Annotated in this window: 17 protein-coding genes; 11 read left to right on the forward strand and 6 right to left on the reverse strand. The window is 73.1% G+C overall.

What is annotated here, in order from left to right:
* Positions 1-40: 40 nt before the first annotated feature.
* Positions 41-1,069 carry a hypothetical protein gene (locus ACFC09_RS40575; RefSeq protein ID WP_376537201.1) on the forward strand — a complete coding sequence of 343 codons (1,029 nt, stop codon included), beginning with the start codon at positions 41-43 and terminating at the stop codon, positions 1,067-1,069.
* Between the two features lie 25 nt (positions 1,070-1,094).
* On the opposite strand, the gene ACFC09_RS40580 is transcribed toward ACFC09_RS40575, so the two are convergent.
* Together ACFC09_RS40580 and ACFC09_RS40585 are read right to left on the reverse strand one after the other, a co-directional pair.
* Positions 1,095-2,633: a phytoene desaturase family protein gene (locus ACFC09_RS40580; protein ID WP_376537203.1), complete on the reverse strand. Its 1,539-nt coding sequence runs from the start codon at positions 2,631-2,633 to the stop codon at positions 1,095-1,097.
* A gap of 582 nt (positions 2,634-3,215) precedes the next feature.
* Complete coding sequence (locus tag ACFC09_RS40585; RefSeq protein ID WP_376537205.1) at positions 3,216-3,845, reverse strand: TetR/AcrR family transcriptional regulator; 630 nt, start codon at positions 3,843-3,845, stop codon at positions 3,216-3,218.
* 203 nt (positions 3,846-4,048) lie between these two features.
* Here ACFC09_RS40585 and ACFC09_RS40590 point away from each other — a divergent pair, with 203 nt between their 5' ends.
* The 3 genes from ACFC09_RS40590 (at position 4,049) to ACFC09_RS40600 (ending at position 6,301) form a co-directional block, all read left to right on the forward strand.
* On the forward strand, positions 4,049-4,612 hold the full coding sequence (locus tag ACFC09_RS40590; protein WP_376537207.1) for an SAV_6107 family HEPN domain-containing protein: 564 nt from the start codon (positions 4,049-4,051) through the stop codon (positions 4,610-4,612).
* Positions 4,613-4,798: 186 nt separating this feature from the next.
* Positions 4,799-5,626: a methyltransferase gene (locus ACFC09_RS40595; protein ID WP_376537209.1), complete on the forward strand. Its 828-nt coding sequence runs from the start codon at positions 4,799-4,801 to the stop codon at positions 5,624-5,626.
* 276 nt (positions 5,627-5,902) lie between these two features.
* The gene (locus ACFC09_RS40600; RefSeq protein WP_376537211.1) at positions 5,903-6,301 is read left to right on the forward strand and encodes a DUF3040 domain-containing protein; all 399 of its coding nucleotides are present in this window, start codon (positions 5,903-5,905) and stop codon (positions 6,299-6,301) included.
* Positions 6,302-6,580: 279 nt separating this feature from the next.
* Here ACFC09_RS40600 and ACFC09_RS40605 read toward each other — a convergent pair whose 3' ends face one another.
* The 4 genes from ACFC09_RS40605 to ACFC09_RS40620 form a co-directional block, all read right to left on the reverse strand.
* The gene (locus ACFC09_RS40605) at positions 6,581-8,965 is read right to left on the reverse strand and encodes a DUF3488 and DUF4129 domain-containing transglutaminase family protein (RefSeq protein ID WP_376537213.1); all 2,385 of its coding nucleotides are present in this window, start codon (positions 8,963-8,965) and stop codon (positions 6,581-6,583) included.
* Positions 8,966-9,362: 397 nt separating this feature from the next.
* A complete protein-coding gene (locus ACFC09_RS40610; RefSeq protein ID WP_376537215.1) occupies positions 9,363-10,745 on the reverse strand; it encodes a DUF58 domain-containing protein in 1,383 nt (460 codons plus the stop codon).
* The gene (locus ACFC09_RS40615; RefSeq protein ID WP_376537217.1) at positions 10,745-11,776 is read right to left on the reverse strand and encodes an AAA family ATPase; all 1,032 of its coding nucleotides are present in this window, start codon (positions 11,774-11,776) and stop codon (positions 10,745-10,747) included. Before ACFC09_RS40615 ends, ACFC09_RS40610 begins: the two co-directional genes overlap by 1 nt.
* 242 nt (positions 11,777-12,018) lie before the next feature.
* Positions 12,019-12,567: a beta-class carbonic anhydrase gene (locus ACFC09_RS40620; RefSeq protein ID WP_376537219.1), complete on the reverse strand. Its 549-nt coding sequence runs from the start codon at positions 12,565-12,567 to the stop codon at positions 12,019-12,021.
* 437 nt (positions 12,568-13,004) lie between these two features.
* Between ACFC09_RS40620 and rsmH the strand changes: the two genes are divergently transcribed.
* The 7 genes from rsmH (at position 13,005) to murD (ending at position 22,884) form a co-directional block, all read left to right on the forward strand.
* Positions 13,005-14,009 carry a 16S rRNA (cytosine(1402)-N(4))-methyltransferase RsmH gene (rsmH, locus tag ACFC09_RS40625; RefSeq protein WP_376537221.1) on the forward strand — a complete coding sequence of 335 codons (1,005 nt, stop codon included), beginning with the start codon at positions 13,005-13,007 and terminating at the stop codon, positions 14,007-14,009.
* A gap of 717 nt (positions 14,010-14,726) precedes the next feature.
* Positions 14,727-15,296: a septum formation initiator family protein gene (locus ACFC09_RS40630; RefSeq protein WP_376537223.1), complete on the forward strand. Its 570-nt coding sequence runs from the start codon at positions 14,727-14,729 to the stop codon at positions 15,294-15,296.
* Between the two features lie 5 nt (positions 15,297-15,301).
* Positions 15,302-17,299, forward strand: coding sequence for a peptidoglycan D,D-transpeptidase FtsI family protein (locus ACFC09_RS40635; protein WP_376537225.1), 1,998 nt, complete (start codon positions 15,302-15,304; stop codon positions 17,297-17,299).
* 174 nt (positions 17,300-17,473) lie between these two features.
* A complete protein-coding gene (locus ACFC09_RS40640; RefSeq protein WP_376537251.1) occupies positions 17,474-18,991 on the forward strand; it encodes a UDP-N-acetylmuramoyl-L-alanyl-D-glutamate--2,6-diaminopimelate ligase in 1,518 nt (505 codons plus the stop codon).
* Positions 18,992-18,995: 4 nt separating this feature from the next.
* Complete coding sequence (gene murF, locus ACFC09_RS40645; RefSeq protein ID WP_376537227.1) at positions 18,996-20,408, forward strand: UDP-N-acetylmuramoyl-tripeptide--D-alanyl-D-alanine ligase; 1,413 nt, start codon at positions 18,996-18,998, stop codon at positions 20,406-20,408.
* Positions 20,408-21,478, forward strand: a complete 1,071-nt coding sequence (mraY, locus tag ACFC09_RS40650; RefSeq protein WP_376537253.1) for a phospho-N-acetylmuramoyl-pentapeptide-transferase — start codon at positions 20,408-20,410, stop codon at positions 21,476-21,478. Before murF ends, mraY begins: the two co-directional genes overlap by 1 nt.
* A complete protein-coding gene (gene murD, locus ACFC09_RS40655) occupies positions 21,460-22,884 on the forward strand; it encodes a UDP-N-acetylmuramoyl-L-alanine--D-glutamate ligase (protein ID WP_376537230.1) in 1,425 nt (474 codons plus the stop codon). The genes mraY and murD overlap by 19 nt, the downstream gene beginning before the upstream one ends.
* Positions 22,885-22,962 lie beyond the last annotated feature (78 nt).

A 22,962-nucleotide genomic window follows, 5' to 3' on the forward strand; every position in this document is an offset into this window, starting at 1 on the left:
ACGACACACTGCGTAGCGGTCACTGGGAGAGGGGCGTTACATGGGCTGGGCGGTCCTCTACCTCGCGTTCGGCATCGTCGCGCTGTGGTTGCTCGGCGAAGTGCTGTTGCAGTACAAGGCGCGGCTGCGCTGGCGGCTGCTGGCGTTCGTCGGCTTCCTCATCGTCGTGCTCGGTGTGCTGATGCCCTCCGTCGTCGTCATCGCGCTGGGCGCGGTGGCCTTCGCGGTCGGCCAGACGTACGTCACGCTGTCGTTCCGCCGCGGCTTCGCCGAGGGCTGGGCGGTGCGCCGGGGAGCGGACGGCGGCAAGCGCAGGGGCGGCGATCCCGACCACCGGGACGACCGGGACACCGATCCGGAGGCCCAGGATCCGTCGGCGGCCCGGAGCGGCCAGGGCGCGGACGGACCGGACGCCGGTTACCGGCAGGACGGCGAGTACGGCCAGGACGGCGGTTACGGCCAGGACGGCGCCCAGCACGGTGGCCACGACGGCGACTACGACCGCGACGACGTGTTCGCCGCGGCCCACCCCGGCCGACAGGCCGCCGCCGACGCCACAGCCGTCTACGAACCGCAGCCCATGCCCGAGGACACCGGCTCCTACGGCATATACGGCGACTCCGCCCACGCGGCCGCGGCCCAGCACCAGGACCCGGGCTACGCGGCCACCGCCCAGGGCGCCGACCAGGGCTACTCGTACGACTACTCCGGCTACGGCCAGCAGCAGTACGGCTACGACACGGGCGGCCAGCAGCAGTACGCCGACTACTCCGACCCGTACGCCGGCGCCCAGAACTACGGCGGCACCGCGTACGACAACGGCTACGGCGGTCAGCAGTACGGCCAACAGCCCTACGGCCAGGACCAGTACGGCAACGGCGGCTACGGCGAGACCCCGGCCGGCGGCGTCTGGGTCCCGCAGCAGCGCACCGACGAGACCTACGGCGGCGACCTCCCGCAGGAGCAGCCCTACCCGTACCAGGGCGACGGCCAGCACCAGGGCCACGGCCAGCAGCAAAGTCACGGCCAGCAGCAGGGCAACGGGTACGACGAGCACTACCGCTTCTGACCGGCCGCCGCCCGGACGGCGGGACTCACCGCGAGCCGCGGAAGTCCGGCCCCTCCACGATCAGCCCGGCGACCAGCGCGCCCGACATGCCGGCGTGCGGCAGACCACCGCCGGGATGCGACCAGCCGCCCACCCCGAACAGGCCCGGTACCGCCGTGGCGTTGGACGGATGCAGCGTCCCCCCGGCCGCGGCCAGCGACGGCGGCGGAACGGCCCCGCCCTCCGCTCCGGTCTCCCGCGCGGTGTCCACCGGCGTGCGCACCTCCCGCCACAGCACCCGCTCGCGCAGCCCCGGCACCGCCCGCTCGGCGGCGGCGACCATACGGTCCGCGAAGGCGTCGGCGGCGCCGGGCGCGGTCCAGTCGTACCCCGCCGCGGACGGCACGGTCGCCGTCACCACCATGGACTCGTGCGCCGCGTCCGGACGCAGGGCGGGGTCGTCCGGGCGGTCGACGCGGACCGTGGGACGCTCGGGCGTGCCCTCGGCCGTGAACAGGCTCAACTCGCCCGTAGCCGCCGGGGAATGCACCACCGTGCGGTGCGCCGCGCCCGGCTCGCGCCGGCCGCGCAGCGCGAGGCACACCACGACCCGCCCGGGGAACAGCCCCTCGGCGGCCGGTGCGACGGCACCCGGCCCGTACAACTCCTGGTCGGGCAGCAGACCGCGCAGCCGCCAGGGGCCCGTGCCGACGACCGCGTCCGCCTCGGCCACCGTGCGCCCCCCGGAGCCGACGGCCCCGTCGGCGCCCCGGGCCAGCTCGACGCCCGCCGCGCGGCCGTCCTTCTCCAGGATCCCGGTGACCTCGGCGCCGAAGACGAACTCGACCTTGCGCCGTACGCACCGCTCGTACACCGCCCGCGCCAACTCCCGCATGCCGCCGTGGACATACCAGACACCGAAGGCGTGCTCCATGTACGGCAGCACGGCCGCGCTCGCCGGAGCGGTGCCGGGGTCCAGGCCGTACCCGAGCGCGTGGCCCGCGAGCAGGGCGGCGAGCCGGGGATCACGCAGCTCCCAGGCCCCGATCTCGGCGAGCGTCGCGGCCCGCCGGGTGCGCAGCAGCCGCTTGTGCGGGACCGCCGGATAGGGCTCGCGGTCCGTCAGCACCGACCAGTTCGGCCACAGCGGCTCCTCCAGGAGGGGGCGGCGCGTGCGGTCCCAGGCCTCGCGGGCACGCACCAGGAAGTCGCCCCAGCGCTGTCCCGCACCGGACCCCAGGGCCTCGTCCAGGGCCGCGACGACACCCGCGCGCGAGGCGTTCGGCAACGACACCTCGGTGCCGTCCGCGAACACGTGCCGTGACGACGGGTCGACCTGGGTGAGCCGGACGCGGTCCTCCAGCGGTTCCTTGCCGGTCTTCAGGAACAGGTCGCGGTAGACCGCGGGCAGCGACAGCACACCCGGGCCCGTGTCGAAACCGAAGCCGTCCCGCTCGAAGCGGCGCACTGCCCCGCCGTACGTCTCCGTGCGCTCGTACACCACCACCCGGTGGCCCGCGACGGCCAGCCGGGCGGCAGCCGCCATCGCGCCCATCCCGGCGCCGATCACCGCAATCCGTGCCATGCCCGCGACTTTATCCACCGCCACTGACAGTCCGGACCGCAGGCGCCCGCTCGGTGGTCCGTCGGGCGGCGGGTCGGTCGCCCGGCGGGGTCAGTCGGGCGGCGGGTCGGTCGCCCGGCGGGGTCCGTCGGGCGGCGGGGTCAGTCAGGTGGACGGGTGGAGCAGCCTCACGGCGTAGACAGGGAGGCCACCGGCCCTCCCCCTGGTGGACACCAGGGGGAGTACGGACACGGAGGCGATCGTGACCAGCCGGCCGCGCCGCGTCCTGCGTACCGGTGCGGACGGCTGAGTACGAGTACCTAGGCGGCCAGATGAGTAGGTGCACGGATGGGCCCCGACCTGCGGGAACGAGACAGTGGAGGCACGGCAGGGGGACGAGGCCCGGGACCGCCGGCACGGGGCGGCGGAACGGTGACCTCCCCGGCCGCTCCTTCCGCCGGCTCGTCGGCGGGAGCGAGGCACGGGGGAACCCGGGGAAGACCGCGACGGGGGGCTCCCACGGGGGACGTACGGGGAGCAGGAAGGAGCGCCGGTCCGAGCCGGCCCGCGGGGGACGGGCCAGGGCGGACCGGCGCTTTCCGGTCAGCCCCGGCCGCTCACCCGTCCCTGCAACAGCCGGGACAGGGCGGCGTGGACGTCGTCCAGGGAACGCTCCGGCTGGAACGACTTCCAGTCCAGCGCCGCCACCAGCACCATGCCGACGAGCGCCGCCGCCGTCAGCGGGACGTCGATCTCCGCGCTGAACTCGCCGGCCGCCACCCCCGCGCGCAGCACCCCCTCCACCACCGCGACGACCTCCTGCCGCACCACGAGCAGGGTGGACTGCCAGGCGCGGTTGGTGCGCCACAGCTCGGCCACGTACAGCTGGGTGAAGGCCGGGTAGCGGTCGATGAAGACGAGACCGGCGCGGATCATCGCGTCCAGGGCGTCCACCTTGCCGCCGCCCCCGCGCGCGGACCGTTCGGCGGCGTCCCGCAGGGAGGCGGTGAGCAGGCCCACGCCGTGCCGCAGTAACTCCTCGAAGAGGACCGACTTGCTCGCGAAGTTGTAGTAGACCGTGCCCTTCGCGACCCCGGCCCGCTCGGCGATCTCGTCCACCGTGGTCGCGGAGAAGCCCTGCTCGGCGATGAGCGTGACGGCCGCTTCGTAGAGCCTGCGCCGGGTGGCCTCGCGGCGCGTGGCGCCGCCCGGCGCGGTGCTGCTGCTTTCCATGGTCACGATTCTCACAGCAACGGCCCCGCCCCCGCCCCACCCCTCGCCAGCGCGTAGGACCTGCCCCCGCCCGCACCCGATCCGAACTGTCGATCGAATCAAAAGCCCAGGTCAGAACGGATTGTCAGTGGCATACCGCACGATGGGCACATACGGCACCCCGGACCAGGGCGTGCCGTCACACAGACGACAGGAGGTTCGTCATGGCCAGCTCGTCCGCAGCAGCCGCCCGCCGGCGCCGCGCATCCGGCCCTGCCCCCTCACTGACCGGCCCGGCGAGCGACGTGCACCCCGTGCTCCGCCGGGCCACGGCCCCGCCCGCCGCCCTCGACCTGCTCGCCAAGGCCCGTGCCGGACTCGACGAGGCCGCCGTCCTGCCCACACCCAACGAGCGCTATGCCACCGCTCACCTCGCCGCGCTGCGCACCGCCGCCGCCGTCCTCGCCGCGCGGGCCCGCCCGGAGTCCCCGACCAGGCGCCGCCCCCGCATCCGCAGCGCCTGGGAGGTGCTCCCCGAGATAGCGCCCGAACTCACCGAATGGAGCGCCCTGTTCGCCTCCGGCGCCGCCCGCCGGGCCCGGGCCGAGGCGGGCATCCGGGACGCCGCGAGCCGCCGGGACGCCGACGATCTGATCAGGGACGTGGCGATGTTCGTCCGCATCGTCGAACGGATGCTGGTGCTCCAGCCCGTCCTGCCACAGCCCCGGCAGGAGACCGGAGAACCGGCCGGCCACGCCAGCGGGAGGGAGCTGCCGGACGCGGGCTGACAGCGACGGGCCCGGCCCGCGCGGGCCCCGGCCGGCCGGGCCGCCCCCGTGGTGACCAGGTACGGCGGCCGAGGCAATAGGGTGGAGAACGCCTGAAGCCTTCCCTCCTCCCGCGTCCCGGGCGGGGGAGGGAACCCGTTCGCGCCGCCGGGCAACAGGCGGTGCCACGCCGAGGAGTCGACTGCCGTGCCGGACCCGATGCGACCGCCTGTCTCCCACCACTGCCCGCAACCGGCGTCGCCGCGCTCCGACCCCTCGCGGCCCCGGGCCTCGCTCCGTACCGCCGTGGTCTGGGAAGTCCTCCGGGACGCCCTGGACGGGCGGGCCAAGGCCACGGGCCGGGACTCGCTCGACGTCCTCGACACCGGAGGCGGCAGCGGCAACTTCGCCGTGCCCGTCGCCCGCCTCGGGCACCGCGTCACCGTCGTCGACCCCAGCCCGAACGCGCTGTTCGCACTGGAGCGCCGGGCCGCCGAGGCCGGTGTCGCCGACCGGGTGCGGGGCGTCCAGGGCGACGTCCACGGCCTCTTCGAGGTGGTCGAGCGCGGCGGCTTCGACGCGGTGCTGTGCCACGGCGTCCTGGAGTACGTCGACGAGCCGGCCGAGGGCGTCCGCAACGTGGTGGCGGCGCTGCGCGCCGGAGGCGTCCTGAGCCTGCTCGCGGCCGGACTCGGCGGTGCCGTGCTCGCCCGCGCCCTGGCGGGCCACTTCACCGAGGCCAGGCAGGCCCTCGGCGATCCCCACGGCCGCTGGGGCGCCGGCGACCCGGTGCCGCGGCGCTTCACGGCGGAACAGCTCACCGCGCTGGTCGAGGGCGCGGGGCTCGCCGTCGGCGCCGTGCACGGTGTGCGGGTCTTCGCCGACCTGGTGCCCGGGGTCCTCGTCGACACCGAGCCCGGAGCCCTCGACGCCCTGCTGAAGCTGGAGGCGGCGGCGGCCGAGTTGCCCGCGTTCCACTCCGTGGCCACGCAGCTTCACGTGCTCGGCGAGGCGCCCGGCGGCGGCGCCGGCTGAGCCGCCTTCAGGCACACCGCTGATCAGGGCCGCGACAGCAGATGGAGTACGCCACAGGCCCTCCGATCGAGGGGTTTGCGCCGTATGATCGAGGTAGATCTTCCCGGCATGACGGGTCGGCCGCTGGGGAATGGAAGTTTCAGCGAGCCGGGACGGCCATGGCGGGAACCGGTTGGCCAATTGGCCTAGAGGGGCGGGTTTCACGGGGGCGATTCCCTGCCTATCCTGAAGGGACCCCCCGGGTCGCCCCGGCGACTGCACGATGAGGAGGACTCCGTGCCGCTCTCGGAGCACGAGCAGCGCATGCTCGAGCAAATGGAGCGAGCGCTGTACGCCGAAGATCCCAAGTTCGCGACAGCGCTTGAGGGAAACGGGCTGCGCACGTACACCCGGCGACGGGTTTATCAGGCGGTCGCGGGATTCCTCGTAGGAATCGCGCTCCTCATGGCCGGTATGGTCGCACAACAGATCTGGGTCAGCGTGGTGGGCTTCCTCGTCATGCTGGGGTGCGCGGTACTCGCTGTGACGGGCTGGCGCAAGGCTCCCAAGCCGGGAGAGCGGGCGCCCGCGGGCGGTGCCCCGCAGGCACGCCGACAGGCACGGGCGAAGCGCTCCATGATGGATCGTATCGAGGAGCGCTGGCAGCGCCGCCGGGACGAGCAGGGCGGCCGCTAGCGCGAGGACGATGTTCGGGCATGTATGAGGGGTGATCACCCATCGCGGGTGATCACCCCTCATACATGCCCGTATGGACCTCCGGCCTGTGCGGTCCGCAGTCCGTGAGCCCCAGCCCCCTGAGCCGCTGAGGATCTGAGCCGGCTGCCCCTGAGCCCCGGTCGACGGCATCCGCTCCTCGGCGCCCTGGCTGCGGGCACCCTCGACCAGGGCGCAGGGCGCAGGGCACAGGACTCGGGCTGAGGGCACCGCCTCAGCGCCGTTCCGGCGTGTGCTGCCTCAGTTTCCCTGGCCGGACGGTCTGCGCAGGGTGGGCCGTGCCGTCGTGACCCGTCCCTTGAGCGCCGCCGACCGCGCCGACGCCGCCCACAGGGCGCGCACGGCCGAGCGCGGGGCGAACAGCGCCCGCAGCCGCGCGCCGCGGGTGGCCGCGCCGCCCAGTGCCCCGGCCACCCGGCGCACCTCCTCCGCGAGACCGGTCGTCGGCTGCGGCCGGGGTGCGTAGAGAACCTGCTCCACGGCGTCCGCCACCCGGTGCACCGCGCTTCCGGCCGCCGTGTCGAGGCTCCCGAGCCGGACGATCCGGGCGGCCGCCCCGCGCGGGGTCTGCGACTCGTCCGGCGGGATCCCGAAGTCCCACGCGGTGTCGGTCAGCTCCTGCCACGCCGCCAGGGTGTGGGCCGCCGCACCCTCCTCGGTGCGGGCATGCCCGCCCAGCCGTACGGCACGCAGCCGTTTCCGCCACAGCAGCGGCGACAGCGGGATCAACAGGACGAGGAGTCCGCCGAGGGCCCACAGGGCCGACTGCCACCACTTCGGGCCGTCGTCCCCGCCGGACACCGTCGCAGCCGTCGAGGGACTGTCGCACGCCTCCAGCTTCCGCATCTGTGCCGTGCAGCTCTCGCTCGGCGAGGTCCCCGTGGACGGCGCCGCAGACGACTGCTGCGAAGGACGCGCCACGTCCGGCAGGGACGTGCCGGGCGTGTCCGACAGCGTGTAGTCGGGCGTCGTACCCCGGGTCGGGGTCGGCTCGAAGCGGGTCCAGCCCACGCCCTCGAAGTACAGCTCGGGCCAGGCGTGCGCGTCCTTCAGACCGACCGACACCGTGCCGTCCGACTGCGGGGTACCGGGTGCGAAGCCGACCGCGACCCGGGCCGGGATGCCCAGGGTGCGGGCCATCGCGGCCATCGCGAAGGAGAAGTGGATGCAGAAGCCCTGCTTCTTCTCCAGGAACGTGGCGATCGCGTTCGGGCCCTGGCCCACCTGCACCTGGGTGTCGTACTGGAATCCCCCGGTCACGGCGAAGTAGTCCTGGAGCTTGACCGCCTGCTCGTACTCGTTTCTCGCGCCCTCGGTGACCTGCTTGGCCGTCTCCGCCACCACGGACGGCAGCGACTTCGGCACCTTGGTGTACTCGCGCTTCAGTGCCGCCGACGGTGCCGGCGCCGAGGCCAGCTGGTCCGCCGTCGGCTGCACGTCCAGGCTGGTCACCTCGTACACCGCGCCACGGGTGTTCTGGCCGTGGTCGCCGACCAGGGTCATGCCCACCGGCTCGTAGCGCCACTTGCCGGAGACCTGCACGCCGCTCGGCGGGTACGGCATCGGCAGCCAGTCCTGCGCGTACCAGTCGGCGGCCGCGATCCGGGTCCTCACCTCCGAGCGCCTGACGTCCGGGCTCAGGCCGGCCGGCGTGGGGAACCGGTTCGGCACGCCGACGATGTGCCGCTGGGACGGCTTCCAGGTGGTGCCGTCGAAGTCGTCCAGGGAGACGATCCGCAGATACAGGGCGGAGGTGTTGTTCGAGTCGGTCTTCAGGGACAGGACCTGGCGGTCCTCGTCCACGTTCAGGCTGTCGCGCAGGGACACCAGCGGGTTGATCGCGGAGATGGTGCCGCCGTTGCCGTTGCCCGCGCCCATGCCGGTTCCGGCACCGTCCAGGAGGCCGCCCTCTATGGCAGGCAGGGCCAGGGGCACCACCAGGGCGACGCCCAGCGCGACCACGCCGATGCGCCGGCCCGTGCGGACGGGGGCCACCGCGCCGCCCGACGGGCCGCCGGGGGAGCGGGCGGCGCCGCTGAAGACGCGGCCCCACTGGGAGAGCCGTTCCCGGCCCTCCGCGAGCAGCAGCATCAGGTAGCCCGCGGCGGCGACCAGGAACCACAGCCAGTCCGTGCCGCCGTCGGACAGGCCCGCGGCGACGGAGTACAGGGCCAGCAGGGGCAGCCCGGCGGGTGCCGCGCTGCGGAAGGTCACCGCGAGCATGTCCACGATCAGCCCGATCACCAGGACACCGCCGACGAGCATCAGCCGGATGCCGTCGGACAGGGGGGCCGGGATCGCGAACCGGCTGACGTCGTTCGAGCCCTGCTGGAGCAGGTCGGCGAAGTAGCGGAAGGTGTCCGGCTCGGGGATCACCCCGAGGAGCGCATGCCCCTGGGCACAGACCAGGGTCAGCAACATGAGGCTCACCAGGGCCTGAGCCGCCACGGTCAGCGGCCGGGCCAGCGGCACCCGCCGGGTCACCGCGCCCACGCCCGCCTGCACCGCGACCAGGAAACCCGCCTGAAAGAGCCAGGTCATCGGGGTGACCAGCGGCAGCAGGGCGCACGCCGCCATCATCGTGGCAGCGGCGGCACAGAGCGCGAGCCGTGCCCGTGCGCTCATGCCGGAACCTCCTGTCCACCGACCACGCCACCGGGACGCGGGGCCGGCACCGCGGCCCCGCCCGGTCGTGTCCCGCGGACCCGCGCCCCGACCGGTTGTATCCGATCCGACCACATGCCGACCGGCCGTGCACCGCTCCTCGGCGGCTCGTGCCTGACCGTCCCGACCGGCCGCGCCCCGCTCATCGGCGCCCCGCTCATGGGCACGTCATCCATCAGCGCTCCGACCGGCCGCGCCACGTGCGTCGGCACCTCGCTCATCGGTGCCCCGACCCACGGTGTCCTGCTCGACCGCGTCCGTCCCGGCCGTACCCGTCCCAGCCGTACCCGTCCCGCCCGTACCCGTTCTGGCCGTGTCGGCGCCGGTCGCGCCCGCTCCGGTCGCCTCCCGTCACCGTTCATGACCGTGCCTCCCCGCCGCTCAGCGCCGCCGCGCCCATGCGTTCCTGGTCCATCTGGCGCCACAGCTCGCCGAGCGCGGCACCGCGCGGCACGCTCGCGGCCGTCCAGCCCGCCTCCCGGAGCAGCCGCAGCCGCTCCGCGGTCCCGTTCACCGTGCCGGGACCGTCCGCCGGGCCTGGCGCGTCAGCCGGTTCCCGCATCCAGGTGTCCGGGTCCAGCAGGAAGGCGATGGCGCCGCCGCCGCGCCGGCGCATCTTGGCGACCACGCCGGCCTGCTCCTCGTCCAGGTCGCCTATGAAGGCCACCAGCAGCCCCTCGTTGCCGCCGCGCAGCACGTCGTACGCCCGGGACAGGCCCGTGCCGTCCGAGTGGTCGAGCACGGCGAGGGTGTCCATCATCAGCCCGGCCGCGTCCGCCGTCTCCTGGTTGGAACCGGCGAACCCGTCGGCGCCCTCCCCGGGCACCGAGTTGCCGGTGTCCGTCAACAGGCGTACCGAAAAGCCCCGTTCGAGCATGTGCACCAGCACGGAGGCGGCGCCCGAGACCGCCCACTCGAAGGCCGAGTCCGGGCCCGCCCCCGCGAAGCCGATGCCCCGGGTGTCCAACAGCACCGTGCACCGGGAGCGCTGCGGCTGCTCCTCCCGGCGCACCATCAGTTCGCCGTAGCGCGCGGTGGACCGCCAGTGCACCCGGCGCAGATCGTCGCCGTGGCGGTAGCCGCGCGGGATCACGTCGTCCTCGCCCGCCAGGGCCAGCGAACGCTGCCGCCCGTCGCCGTACCCCTTGGCCTCCCCGCCGAACCGCACCGGTGGCAGCGCCTCCACGCGCGGGATCACCGTCAGGGTGTCGTACGTCGAGAAGGAGCGGGTCAGCTCGCACATCCCGAAGGGGTCGGTCAGGCGCAGTTGCAGCGGACCGAGCGGGTAGCGGCCCCGCAGGTCCGAGCGGACCCGGTAGGAGACCTCCCGGCGGCCGCCCGGCTCCACCCGGTCCAGTACGAACCGGGGCCGCGGCCCGAGCATGTACGGCACCCGGTCCTGGAGCATCAGCAGGCCCGTGGGCAGCCGTGAGACGTTGTCCATCCGCAGGTGGACCCGAGCCTCGCCGGCCGCGGGCACGCGGGAGGGGGAGAGCCTGCGGCTGCCCGCCACCCGGTAGCGGGTGCGGTGGAGCACCGTCGCGCAGACCAGGGGCAGCGCGGCCAGCAGCAGCCCGACCCGGAGCAGATCGCTCTGCCCCAGGACGTACGCGCAGACGGCGGCGGCGATGCCGGCGGCCAGGAACGAACGGCCGCGCGTGGTCAGCCCGGCCAGGGCGGCGCGGACGCCGCTCTTGTCGTCGCCCTCGGGCTCCGGCTGTCCGGTCCCCCCGCCGCTCATCACAGCCTCCGTGGCGGCTGTTGGCCGAACGCGGTCGCACCCAGCCCGCCGAAGCCGCTCTGCTGCGACGCCGCGGGCACCGGGGTGCGTTGCAGGATCTCCTGGACCACCTGCTCCGACGTACGCCGGTTGAGCTGGGCCTGCGCGGTGGGCAGCAGCCGGTGCGCGAGGACCGCCACCGCCAGGGTCTGGATGTCGTCCGGCAGCGCGTACTCCCGGCCTGCCAGGGCCGCCGCGGCCTTCGCCGCGCGCAGCAGGTGCAGCGTCGCACGCGGGGACGCGCCGAGTCGCAGATCGGGGTGGGCGCGGGTGGCGGCCACCAGGTCCACCGCGTAGCGCCGGACGGTGTCCGCGACGTGCACGTCGCGGACCGCCTCGATCAGTTTCAGGATCTCGTGCGCGTGGGCCACCGGCTGGAGGTCGTCCAGGGGCGAGGCGCCGCCGTGCACGTCCAGCATCCGCAACTCGGCCTCGACGCTGGGGTAGCCGACGGAGACGCGGGCCATGAAGCGGTCGCGCTGGGCCTCCGGCAGCGGGTAGGTGCCCTCCATCTCGACCGGGTTCTGCGTGGCCACCACCATGAAGGGGCTGGGCAGTTCATAGGTCTGCCCGTCGATGGTGACCTGCCGCTCCTCCATGGACTCCAGCAGCGCGGACTGGGTCTTGGGCGAGGCGCGGTTGATCTCGTCGCCGATCACGATCTGGGCGAAGATCGCGCCCGGCTTGAACTCGAAGTCCCTGCGCTGCTGGTCCCAGATGGACACACCGGTGATGTCCGACGGCAGCAGGTCGGGAGTGAACTGGATGCGGCGCACCGAGCAGTCGATGGACCGTGCCAGCGCCTTGGCGAGCATCGTCTTTCCCACGCCGGGGACATCCTCGATCAGGAGGTGCCCCTCGGCGAGCAGCACCGTCAGGGAAAGCCGTACGACCTCGGGCTTGCCCTCGATCACTCCTTCCACCGAACTGCGGACACGCTCCACAGTGGCGGTCAGATCTGTGAGGCTCGCTCGATCGTCATAGGTCGTCACCCGGCCCTCCTCGGCCCGTTCTCACTCCGGGCCGCCGCTCTGCGCCGCGGACCGGCCCACCCCGAAACACGGACACCACCCGGGAAAAGTTCCGCGTGACGCCACACCCGCATTCTTGCCGCCGTTACCGATTCGTGTCACTCGCCTGTGGACAACTGTCGGCGCCAGGTCGGTCCCACGGCTCCCCGGCGGGCCGCCGAAGCACCGGGTACCGGCGCTTCTCGGGGCGGCCGCCGGACCGTTCAGACCGCGTCGATCTCCCGCAGCAGACCCGTCCTGACATCGAACACGAAGCCACGCACGTCCTCGGTGTGCAGCAGGAACGGCGAGGTGCGCACCCGCTGCATGGACTGCCGCACATCCTGGTCGACATCCCGGAAGGACTCCACCGCCCAGGACGGGCGCTGGCCGACTTCCATCTCCAGATCGTGCCGGAACTCCTCGGTCAGGGACTCCATGCCGCACCCCGTGTGATGGATGAGGACGACGCTGCGGGTACCGAGGGCACGCTGGCTGATCGTCAGGGAACGGATCACGTCGTCGGTGACGACCCCGCCCGCGTTGCGGATGGTGTGGCAGTCGCCGAGTTGCAGGCCGAGCGCGGCGTGCAGGTCGAGCCGGGCGTCCATGCAGGCCACGACCGCGACGCGGAGTACGGGACGGGCGTCCATCCCGGGGTCGGCGAACGCGGCGGCGTACCGCTGGTTGGCCTCCACGAGACGGTCCGTGACGGTGCCGTCGCCCGTTATGGCGTCCTCGGACCCGGCGGGAACTGCTGCAGAAGTCGTCATACTCACGACGTTACTGGTCACCTGCCGCGCGGTCCTGCTGGGAGGCCGGACAAAAGAAGTCATCGTCGCGGGGTGTGAGCTAACCCACACGGACGATAAAGCGGGGCTGTACGGGTGATTCTTTCCGGATTGCGGCGCCTGCCGGAGGGCCAACCGCGACGCGCAAGCCGGTTGATTGACCGCGCGACACGGTGGACTAAAGTGACGCGAAGCGGGAGGCGAATCACTCTCCGCTGGACTGAATTCACCCGGAGACCCCGGCACCCGCAACCCCACGTGCGCGGCGTGTACGCACGGCTCGGCCTCCACCCCCTCCCGCCGACTGACGCCACCGGCGCCGGCACTTCCCTCGACCGGGGGGCATCCCGGAGTCAGTCGGGAGAGGGCGGGGACCCGGCGGTGCGTACGGCCCGCGCCGGATCTGAGAGGCCCGAGAGATGAAAGGGCGCGACGCGCTTCCGAACCAGGGCGGTGGCGGGCGACAGGCGGGAGAGAGCCGACACGTCCCGGTGATGCTCCAACGCTGCCTGGACCTGTTGGCGCCCGCACTTGAGCGACCCGGATCCGTGGTCGTGGACTGCACCCTGGGCCTCGGCGGGCACAGCGAGGCGCTGCTCGGCCGGTTCCCCGACGCCAGGCTCGTCGCCCTGGACCGCGACAAGGAGGCGCTGAGCCTGTCCGCGCAGCGGCTCGCGCCCTTCGGCGACCGGGCCACGCTCGTGCACGCCGTCTACGACGAACTGCCGGACGTCCTGGACCGGCTCGGCATCGCGCGCGTGCAGGGCGTCCTCTTCGACCTGGGTGTCTCCTCCATGCAACTCGACGAGGCCGACCGCGGCTTCGCCTACGCCCAGGACGCCCCCCTCGACATGCGCATGGACCAGTCGACGGGGATCGGCGCCGCCGAGGTACTCAACACCTATCCGGCGGGCGAACTCGTCCGCATCCTGCGCGCCTACGGCGAGGAGAAGCAGGCCAAACGGATCGTCGCCGCGATCGTCCGCGAGCGGGACAAGGAGCCCTTCTCCACCAGCGCACGCCTGGTGGAGCTGGTCCGGGACGCGCTGCCGCAGGCCGCCAAGCGCACCGGCGGCAACCCGGCCAAGCGCACCTTCCAGGCGCTGCGCATCGAGGTCAACGGCGAACTGGATGTCCTGGAGCGGGCGATCCCCGCCGCGGTCAGGGCGCTCGCCGTGGGCGGGCGGATCGCCGTCCTGTCGTACCAGTCACTGGAGGACCGTCTGGTCAAGCAGGTCCTGGCCGCCGGTGCCACCAGTACCGCGCCGCCCGGACTGCCGGTCGTGCCCGAGCGCTACCAGCCCCGGCTCAAGCTGCTCACGCGCGGTGCCGAACTTCCGAGCGAGGAGGAGGTCGCCGACAACCGCCGGGCGGCCCCGGCGCGGCTGCGCGGCGCCGAGCGCATCAGGGAGGACATCGAGTGAGCGAGCCGGGTCCCCGGACCCACCGGAGGACGAGTGGCCCCTCGGTGTGCCCGGGGACGGATGGTCTCCGGACCCACCGAGGGGCGTGCGGTCTCGGGTCCTGTCCGGTGACGTACGGGTTCCGGGGCCGTCGGGGGGTGACTGGTCTTCGGGCGGTCTGCCCCAGGACGTGCGGGGTCCGGATCCGCCGGGAGGTGTGCGGTCTCCGGCCTGCCCGGGGACATGTGGTCTCCGGACCTGCCGGGGGGCGCGTGGTCTCCGGGCCGCCTGCCGCAGAACGTACGGTCTCCGGGCCCACCGGACGGTGTGTGCTCTCCGGACCTGCCGGCGGACACGCGGGGCCCCGGCCCGCCGCGGGACGTGCGGTCCCGGGGCCTGTCCGGGGACGTATGGGTTCCGGGGCCGCCGGAGGGCGACTGGTCCCCGGGTGGTCCGCCGCAGAACGTGCGGTCTCCGGACCTGCCGGGGGGCGCATGGCCTCCGGGCGGTCCGCCCCAGGTCCTGCGGTGCCCATGCCCGCCGGAGGGCGTATGGGTTCCGGACCCGCCGGAGGGCGGATGGTCTCCCGATGGCCCGCCCCAGGACCTGCGAGACCCCGGCCCGCCGGAGGACGTGTGGTCCAAGGATCCACCGCGGGACATGCGGGGCCCCGGCCCGTCGCCCGACGTACGAGGCCCCGGCCCGCCGGCGGACGAGGCGAGACTCACCGGAGGACACGTGGCTAGGAATCCCGAGCTGCGGGGCAGAGCCGCCCGGCTCGGCCGACTTTTCCCGGCCGGCCGGGCCCGGGCGGCCCGTACCCCGTTCGTGCTCCTCGTCGTCCTGCTCCTCGGCGGCGGCCTCATCGGCCTGCTCGTGCTGAACTCGGCCCTCAGCGAAGGCTCGTTCAGACTCGACGACCTCCAGAAGCGCACGAAGAACCTCACCGACGAGGAGCAGGCGCTACGGCGCGACATCGACGCCTACTCCGCCCCGGACGCCCTCCAGCGCCGCGCCCGCGAACTCGGCATGGTGCCCGGCGGCGATCCGGCCTTCCTCGACCCCGACGGCTCCGTCAAGGGCGTCCCCAGCCCCGCCGCCCGGCAGTCCGTGGCCCGCTCGCCCGCGCCCCGGCCCCCGGAGGCGCTGGCCACCGTGAGCCCGGCCGCCCCGGCCACCGGCCCGTCCGGTCCGGTCGGCGGCCCCGCCCCGCCGCCGAGCCCGGCCGCCCCGGCACCCACCGCCTCCGCCCAGGTGCCGTCCCCCTCCGCCCCCCGGTCCACCCCGACCCCGACCCCCGGCAGGTGACGGAAGTGTCCGACAAGCAGCCGCCGCGCCGCCGCGTGCCCGGCCCCGCGCGGCCCGTCCAGCCCCGGATCCGCGCGGACCGCGGCGCCCCTCACCGGTCGGGTTCCGCCGGCCGGCGGCAGCCCGGACCCGGTGCCCGCCCGGCCCGGCGCCCGAGCCCGCCCCGGTCCGCCCCGCCGGCCCTCCGGCTCGGCAGCCCCCGCCCCCGCCTGCGCCTGGTCGGTCTCGCCCTGACGCTCGTGCTGCTCGCCTTCGTCGTCCGGCTGCTCCAGGTCCAGGCCGTCGACGCCAGCGCGTACGCCGCCAAGGCCGAGCAGAACCGCTATGTGGTGCACACCCTGACCGCCGAGCGCGGCGAGATCACCGACCGCAACGGCACGGCCCTCGCCGTCAGTGAGGACGCCGAGGACATCACAGCCGACCCGACGATGTTCACCCGCAAACAGCTCGGCATCGACGACGGCCCCGAGCAGGCCGCCGCGCTGCTCGCGCCGATCCTCGGCCAGGACCAGGCCGACCTGGTCCGCAAGCTGCGTCCGGCGAACAGGGAACTGCGCTACGTCAAGCTCGCCGGCCGGCAGACACCGCAGGTCTGGAAGCAGATCAAGGACCTCAAGAGCGCCCTGGCCGACAAGGCCCAGACGGACAAGTCCACCGTCAACGTGCTCGCCGGCGTCTTCTCCGACCCCAGCAGCCAGCGCGTGTACCCGAACGGCGACCTCGCCGCCGGGCTACTGGGCTGGGTCAACGCCGAGGGCAAGGGCGGCGGCGGCATCGAGCAGCAGCTGGACAAGGAGCTGGCCGGCAAGGACGGCAGCCTCCGCTACGCCCAGGCCGGCGGCCGGCAGGTGCCCACCGCGGGCTCCACCGAGACGCCCGCGGTCCCCGGCTCCGACGTCGAGCTGACCATCGACCGCGACATCCAGTGGGCCGCGCAGAACGCCATCACCGAGCAGGTCAAGAAGTCCAAGGCCGACCGCGGCTACGTGATCGTCCAGGACGCCCGCACCGGTGAGATCCTCGCCATGGCCGACTCACCCGGCTTCGACCCCAACGACCTGTCGAAGGCCGACCCCTCGGCGATGGGCAACGCGGCCCTCCAGGACGCCTACGAGCCCGGCTCCACCGCCAAGGTGATGTCGATGGCCGCCGTACTGGAGGAGAACGCCGCCACCCCGCTCACGCACGTCGAGGTCCCCAACCGGCTGCACCGCGGCGACCGGCTCTTCCAGGACGACATCGACCACGCGACCTGGTACCTCACGCTCAACGGCGTGCTGGCCAAGTCCAGCAACATCGGCACCATCCTCGCCACCGGCCAGCTCGGCAAGACCCAGCAGGCGGCGAACCAGGTCCTCTACTCCTACCTGCGCAAGTTCGGCATCGGCGGCTCCACCGGGCTCGGCTTCCCCGGCGAGACCAAGGGCATCCTGGCCGCGCCGGACACCTGGTCGACGTCGCAGCAGTACACGATCCCGTTCGGCCAGGGCTTCTCCATCAACGCCTTGCAGGCCGCCTCGGTCTACTCGACGATCGCCAACGGCGGCGTCCGCGTCGAACCGACCCTGGTGCGCGGCGACAAGGGCGCCGACGGCCGCTTCACCCCGGCCCCGGAGCCCGAGAAGACCCGGGTGGTCAGCGAGAAGACGGCCAAGACCCTGGCCCAGATGCTGGAGTCCGTCGTGGACGACGAGCAGGGCACCGGCGGCAAGGCCCGCATTCCCGGCTACCGGGCCGCGGGCAAGACCGGCACCGCCAACCGCGTGGATCCGGCCACCGGCAAGTACCGCGGCTACACGTCGTCCTTCGCCGGATTCGCACCCGCGGACAACCCTCGGATCACCGTCTACTGCGCGATCCAGAACGCGACCTCCGGCAGCTACTTCGGCGGCGAGATCTGCGGCCCCATCTACAAGCAGGTCATGGAGTTCGCCCTGAAAACCCTCCAGGTGCCACCGACCGGCACCAAGGCCCCCAACCTGCCCGTCACCTACAAACCCTGATCAGCACTGCCGGGAACGACCACCAGGAACCAGCTCGTGACAACGATCACTCCCGAACCCGGGAACCACACACCGTCCGCGTCCTCGCTTCGCTCCGAGGCGGCCGAGCCCGGTACGCTCACCGCCGTGCCACACGCTGATCAGTCCCAAACCACCCAGAAGGGCGCTTCCACGATGTGTCCGGGGCCGCCCCGACCGGTTCGGGTCTCCGCCACACCCCTCGCGGAGCTCGCCGATCAGCTGGGTGCCGCCGTACCGGACAGCACCGCCGGGGTCACGGGCATCACCCACGACTCGCGCGCCGTCCGCCCAGGTGACCTGTACGCCGCCCTGCCGGGCGCCCGCCTGCACGGCGCCGACTTCGTCGCCCAGGCCGCCGGGCTCGGCGCGGTCGCCGTGCTGACCGACCCGGCGGGCGCCGAGCGCGCCGCCGCGACCGGCCTGCCGGCCCTGGTGGTCGACGACCCGCGCGCGCGGATGGGCTCACTCGCGGCCACGATCTACGGCGATCCCGGCCGCGACCTGCTCCAGATCGGCATCACCGGCACCTCGGGCAAGACCACCACCGCCTACCTCGTCGAGGGCGGCCTGCGGACGGCCGGAGACACCGGCCTGATCGGCACGGTCGAGATGCGCATCGGCGACGAGCGCATCAAGTCCGAGCGCACCACCCCCGAGGCCACCGACCTGCAAGCACTCTTCGCCGTCATGCGGGAACGCGGCGTCGAGGCGGTCGCCATGGAGGTCTCCAGCCACGCCCTCGTCCTCGGCCGGGTCGACGGCTGCGTCTTCGACGTGGCCGTCTTCACCAACCTCAGCCCGGAGCACATGGAGTTCCACTCCGACATGGAGGACTACTTCCAGGCCAAGGCGCAGCTGTTCACGCCCGCGCGCAGCAGGCTCGGTGTGATCAACACCGACGACCCGTACGGCCGGCGGCTCGCCGCGGAGGCGTCCGTCCCGGTCGTCACCTACTCCGCCGAGGGCCATCCCGACGCGGACTGGCGTGCCGAGGACGTCCGGATCGGCCCGCTGGACTCGACGTTCACCGCGGTCGGCCCCCGCGGGAAGCGGATCGCCGCCAGGTCGCCGCTGGCCGGGCCCTTCAACGTGGCCAACACCCTCGCCGCCGTCGTCGCCCTGGCCGCCGCGGGCCTGGACCCGCAGTCCGCGGCCGACGGCATCGCCGCCGTGCCGGGCGTGCCGGGCCGGCTGGAGCGGGTGGACGCCGGGCAGCCGTATCTCGCGGTCGTGGACTACGCCCACAAGACCGACGCCGTCGAATCGGTCCTCAAGGCGCTGCGGAAGGTCACGAAGGGGCGGCTGCACATCGTCCTCGGCTGCGGCGGCGACCGTGACACGACCAAACGCGCCCCGATGGGCGCCGCCGCCGCCCGGTTCGCCGACACGGCCGTACTGACCTCCGACAACCCTCGCTCCGAGGACCCCCTCTCGATCCTCGCCGCCATGCTCGAAGGCGCGGCCTCGGTGCCCGCGCACGAGCGCGGCGAGGTGCTCCTCTTCGAGGACCGGGCCGCCGCCGTCGCCGCCGCGGTCGGCCGCGCGCAGCCCGGGGACACCGTGCTGGTCGCGGGCAAGGGCCACGAGCAGGGCCAGGACATCGCCGGGGTGGTCCGTCCCTTCGACGACCGCCAGGTGCTTCGCGAAGCTATCCAGCAGACCCAGGGATGAACTTGTGATCGCCCTCTCTCTCGCCGAGATCGCAGAAATCGTCGGCGGGCAGACCCACGACATACCGGATCCGTCCGTCCAGGTCACCGGGCCGGTCGTCCGCGACTCCCGCGAGGCGGCACCCGGCAGCCTGTTCGCCGCCTTCGCCGGTGAAAACGTGGACGGCCACGACTTCGCGCGCGCGGTCGTCGAGGCGGGCGCGGTCGCCGTACTGGCGTCGCGCCCCGTCGGCGTGCCCGCGATCGTCGTCACGGACGTCCAGAGCGCCCTCGGCGCCCTCGCCCGGCACGTCGTCGCCCGGCTCGGCGCCACCCTCGTTGCCCTCACCGGCTCCGCGGGCAAGACCAGCACCAAGGACCTGATCGCCCAGGTGCTCCGGCACCAGGCGCCGACCGTGTTCACGCCCGGCTCGCTGAACAACGAGATCGGGCTGCCGCTGACCGCCCTGTCCGCGACCGAGGAGACGAAGTTCCTCGTGCTGGAGATGGGTGCCCGCGGGATCGGCCACATCCGCTACCTCACCGGCCTCACCCCGCCCAGGATCGGCCTCGTCCTCAACGTCGGCACCGCGCACATCGGCGAGTTCGGCGGCCGGGAGCAGATCGCACAGGCGAAGGGCGAACTCGTGGAGGCGCTGCCCGCGGCGGCCGACGGCGGCGTGGCGGTGCTCAACGCCGACGATCCGCTCGTACGGGCCATGGCCGCCCGTACGAAGGCGAAGGTGATCCTTTTCGGAGAGTCCGGCGAAGCGGACGTACGCGCCGAGAACGTGAGACTCACGGACAGCGGTCAGCCCTCCTTCCGGCTTCACACACCCTCCGGTGCAAGCGATGTGACCATGCGCCTGTACGGTGAGCATCACGTGTCGAACGCGCTCGCCGCCGCCGCCGTCGCCCATGAGCTGGGCATGTCCCCGAATGAGATCGCGACAGCGCTCTCCGAGGCGGGCACCCTCTCCCGCTGGCGGATGGAGGTCACCGAGCGCCCGGACGGCGTGACCATCGTCAACGACGCCTACAACGCCAACCCCGAGTCCATGCGGGCCGCCCTGCGCGCGCTGGCAGCCATGGGCAAGGGGCGCCGCACGTGGGCGGTGCTCGGCAGGATGGCCGAGCTCGGGGACGAGGCGCTCGCCGAGCACGACGCGGTCGGACGGCTCGCCGTCCGGCTCAACGTCAGCAAGCTCGTCGCGGTCGGGGGCAGGGAAGCGTCCTGGCTGCAACTGGGCGCATATAACGAGGGTTCGTGGGGTGAGGAGTCGGTGCACGTGTCCGACGCACAGGCGGCGGTCGACCTGTTGCGCAGCGAGTTGCGCCCGGGGGACATGGTCCTCGTGAAGGCGTCCCGTTCGGTGGGTCTGGAGAGCGTTGCGCAGGCGCTCCTCCAGACCGGTGCCGAGGGTGTTGATGCCCGATGATGAAGCAGATCCTGTTCTCGGGCGTCATCGGTCTCTTCCTGACGCTGATCGGCACCCCGCTGCTGATCAAGCTCCTTGCCCGCAAGGGCTACGGGCAGTACATCCGCGACGACGGCCCGCGCGAGCACGCCAGCAAGCGCGGTACGCCGACGATGGGCGGTATCGCCTTCATCTTCTCGACGGTGGCCGCCTACTTCCTGTCCAAGGTGATCACCGGCTACCCCCCGACCTACTCGGGCCTGCTGGTGCTCGGCCTGATGTGCGGCATGGGTCTGGTGGGCTTCCTCGACGACTACATCAAGATCGTCAAGCGGCGTTCGCTGGGTCTGCGGGCCAAGGCGAAGATGGCCGGCCAGCTGATCGTCGGCATCGCCTTCGCGGTGCTCTCGCTCCAGTTCGCCGACGCCCGCGGCAACACCCCGGCGTCCACGAAGCTGTCGTTCATCACGGACTTCGGCTGGTCCATCGGCCCGGTGCTGTTCGTGGTCTGGGCGCTGTTCATGATCCTCGCGATGTCGAACGGCGTGAACCTGACCGACGGTCTGGACGGTCTGGCCACCGGCGCCTCCGTGCTCGTCTTCGGCGCGTACACGTTCATCGGGGTCTGGCAGTTCCAGGAGTCCTGCGCCAACGCGGCGACCCTGACCAACCCCAACGCCTGCTACGAGGTGCGCGACCCGCTGGACCTCGCGGTGATCGCCTCCGCGCTGATGGGTTCCTGCCTCGGCTTCCTGTGGTGGAACACCTCACCGGCCAAGATCTTCATGGGTGACACCGGCTCCCTGGCGCTCGGCGGCGTCGTCACCGGCCTGGCGATCCTCTCCCGTACGGAGCTGCTGGTGGCCGTCATGGGCGGTCTGTTCGTCCTGATCACCATGTCGGTCGTCATCCAGGTCGGCTCCTTCCGGCTCACCGGGAAGCGCGTCTTCAGAATGGCGCCGCTCCAGCACCACTTCGAACTCAAGGGCTGGTCCGAAGTCCTCGTGGTGGTCCGTTTCTGGATCATTCAAGGCATCTGTGTGATTGTCGGACTGGGCCTCTTCTATGCGGGATGGGCAGCGGACAAGTGACCGACTGGCAGGGTAGGAACGTCACCGTCGCGGGACTCGGCGTCTCCGGCGTCCCGGCGGCCAGGGCACTGCACGGCCTTGGCGCGCGGGTCACCGTGGTCAACGACGGCGCCGACGAGCGGGCCCGCGCCCAGGCCGCCGAGCTGACGGCGCTGGGCATGACCGTGCGCCTCGGTGACGGAGACACCCTGCCGGAGGGCACCGACCTGGTCGTCACCGCGCCCGGCTGGCGGCCGGACAAGCCGCTGTTCGCCGCCGCCGCGCAGGCCGGCGTGCCCGTCTGGGGCGACGTCGAACTGGCCTGGCGGCTGCGCGGCGAGGACGCCCCGCCCTGGCTCGCCGTCACCGGCACCAACGGCAAGACCACCACCGTCCGGATGCTCGCCGCCATCCTGGAGGCGGCGGGCCTGCGCACCGCCGCCGTCGGCAACATCGGCGTCTCCCTGCTCGACGCGGTCCTCGGCGACACCGAGTACGACGTCCTCGCGGTGGAGCTGTCCAGCTACCAGCTCCACTGGGCCCCCTCGCTGCGCGCCCACTCCGCCGCCGTCCTGAACCTGGCACCCGACCACCTCGACTGGCACGGCTCCATGGAGGCGTACGCCGCCGACAAGGGCCGCGTCTACGAGGGGAACCGGGTCGCCTGCGTCTACAACGCGGCCGACAAGGCGACCGAGGACCTGGTGCGCGCGGCGGACGTCGAGGAGGGCTGCCGGGCCATCGGGTTCACCCTCGGCGCCCCGGCCCCCTCCCAACTCGGCGTCGTGGACGGCATCCTGGTCGACCGTGCCTTCGTCCCGGACCGGCTGAAGAACGCCCAGGAGCTGGCGGAGGTCTCCGACATCGACCCGCCCGCCCCGCACAACATCGCCAACGCGCTCGCCGCCGCGGCCCTCGCCCGCGCCTACGGCGTACCGGCCAGGGCGGTACGGGACGGCCTGCGGGCCTTCACCCCGGACGCCCACCGCATCGCGCACGTCGCCGACGTGGACGGCGTCGCCTATGTAGACGACTCCAAGGCCACCAACACGCACGCGGCACAGGCTTCGTTGGCCGCCTATCCGTCCGTCGTGTGGATCGCGGGCGGCCTGGCGAAGGGCGCGGCCTTCGACGAACTCGTCGCCGGGGCGGCACCGCGGCTGCGCGGCGCCGTCCTGCTCGGCGCGGACCGCGCCCTGATCCGGGAAGCCCTCGTGCGACACGCCCCCGAGGTACCCGTGGTCGACCTCGACCGGACCGACACTGGGGCGATGCTCCAGGCTGTCCAGGAGGCGAAGCGGCTGGCGCGGCCCGGCGATACAGTGCTCCTCGCCCCGGCCTGTGCCTCCATGGACATGTTCACCAACTACAACAAGCGCGGTGACGCGTTCGCGGAGGCGGTCCGCGAACTCGGCGCGGGCGCCTGACGGCGGGTCTCGGCCACGGCGGGTGCTTCGGGACCCATGGAGGGACGCGTGACTCGGATGTGGCTGCCAGTGCCCGAA

This window comes from Streptomyces sp. NPDC056161, assembly GCF_042268025.1.
GTDB lineage: Bacteria > Actinomycetota > Actinomycetes > Streptomycetales > Streptomycetaceae > Streptomyces.

Bases quoted from the DNA above. Each gene is read 5' to 3' on its own strand.
- ACFC09_RS40575 (WP_376537201.1), top strand. From the start codon at position 41: ATGGGCTGGGCGGTCCTCTACCTCGCGTTCGGCATCGTCGCGCTGTGG.
- ACFC09_RS40580 (WP_376537203.1), bottom strand. From the start codon at position 2,633: ATGGCACGGATTGCGGTGATCGGCGCCGGGATGGGCGCGATGGCGGCT.
- ACFC09_RS40585 (WP_376537205.1), bottom strand. From the start codon at position 3,845: ATGGAAAGCAGCAGCACCGCGCCGGGCGGCGCCACGCGCCGCGAGGCC.
- ACFC09_RS40590 (WP_376537207.1), top strand. From the start codon at position 4,049: ATGGCCAGCTCGTCCGCAGCAGCCGCCCGCCGGCGCCGCGCATCCGGC.
- ACFC09_RS40605 (WP_376537213.1), bottom strand. From the start codon at position 8,965: ATGAGCGCACGGGCACGGCTCGCGCTCTGTGCCGCCGCTGCCACGATG.
- ACFC09_RS40610 (WP_376537215.1), bottom strand. From the start codon at position 10,745: ATGAGCGGCGGGGGGACCGGACAGCCGGAGCCCGAGGGCGACGACAAG.
- ACFC09_RS40620 (WP_376537219.1), bottom strand. From the start codon at position 12,567: ATGACGACTTCTGCAGCAGTTCCCGCCGGGTCCGAGGACGCCATAACG.
- rsmH (WP_376537221.1), top strand. From the start codon at position 13,005: ATGAAAGGGCGCGACGCGCTTCCGAACCAGGGCGGTGGCGGGCGACAG.
- ACFC09_RS40640 (WP_376537251.1), top strand. From the start codon at position 17,474: ATGTGTCCGGGGCCGCCCCGACCGGTTCGGGTCTCCGCCACACCCCTC.
- mraY (WP_376537253.1), top strand. From the start codon at position 20,408: ATGAAGCAGATCCTGTTCTCGGGCGTCATCGGTCTCTTCCTGACGCTG.
- murD (WP_376537230.1), top strand. From the start codon at position 21,460: ATGGGCAGCGGACAAGTGACCGACTGGCAGGGTAGGAACGTCACCGTC.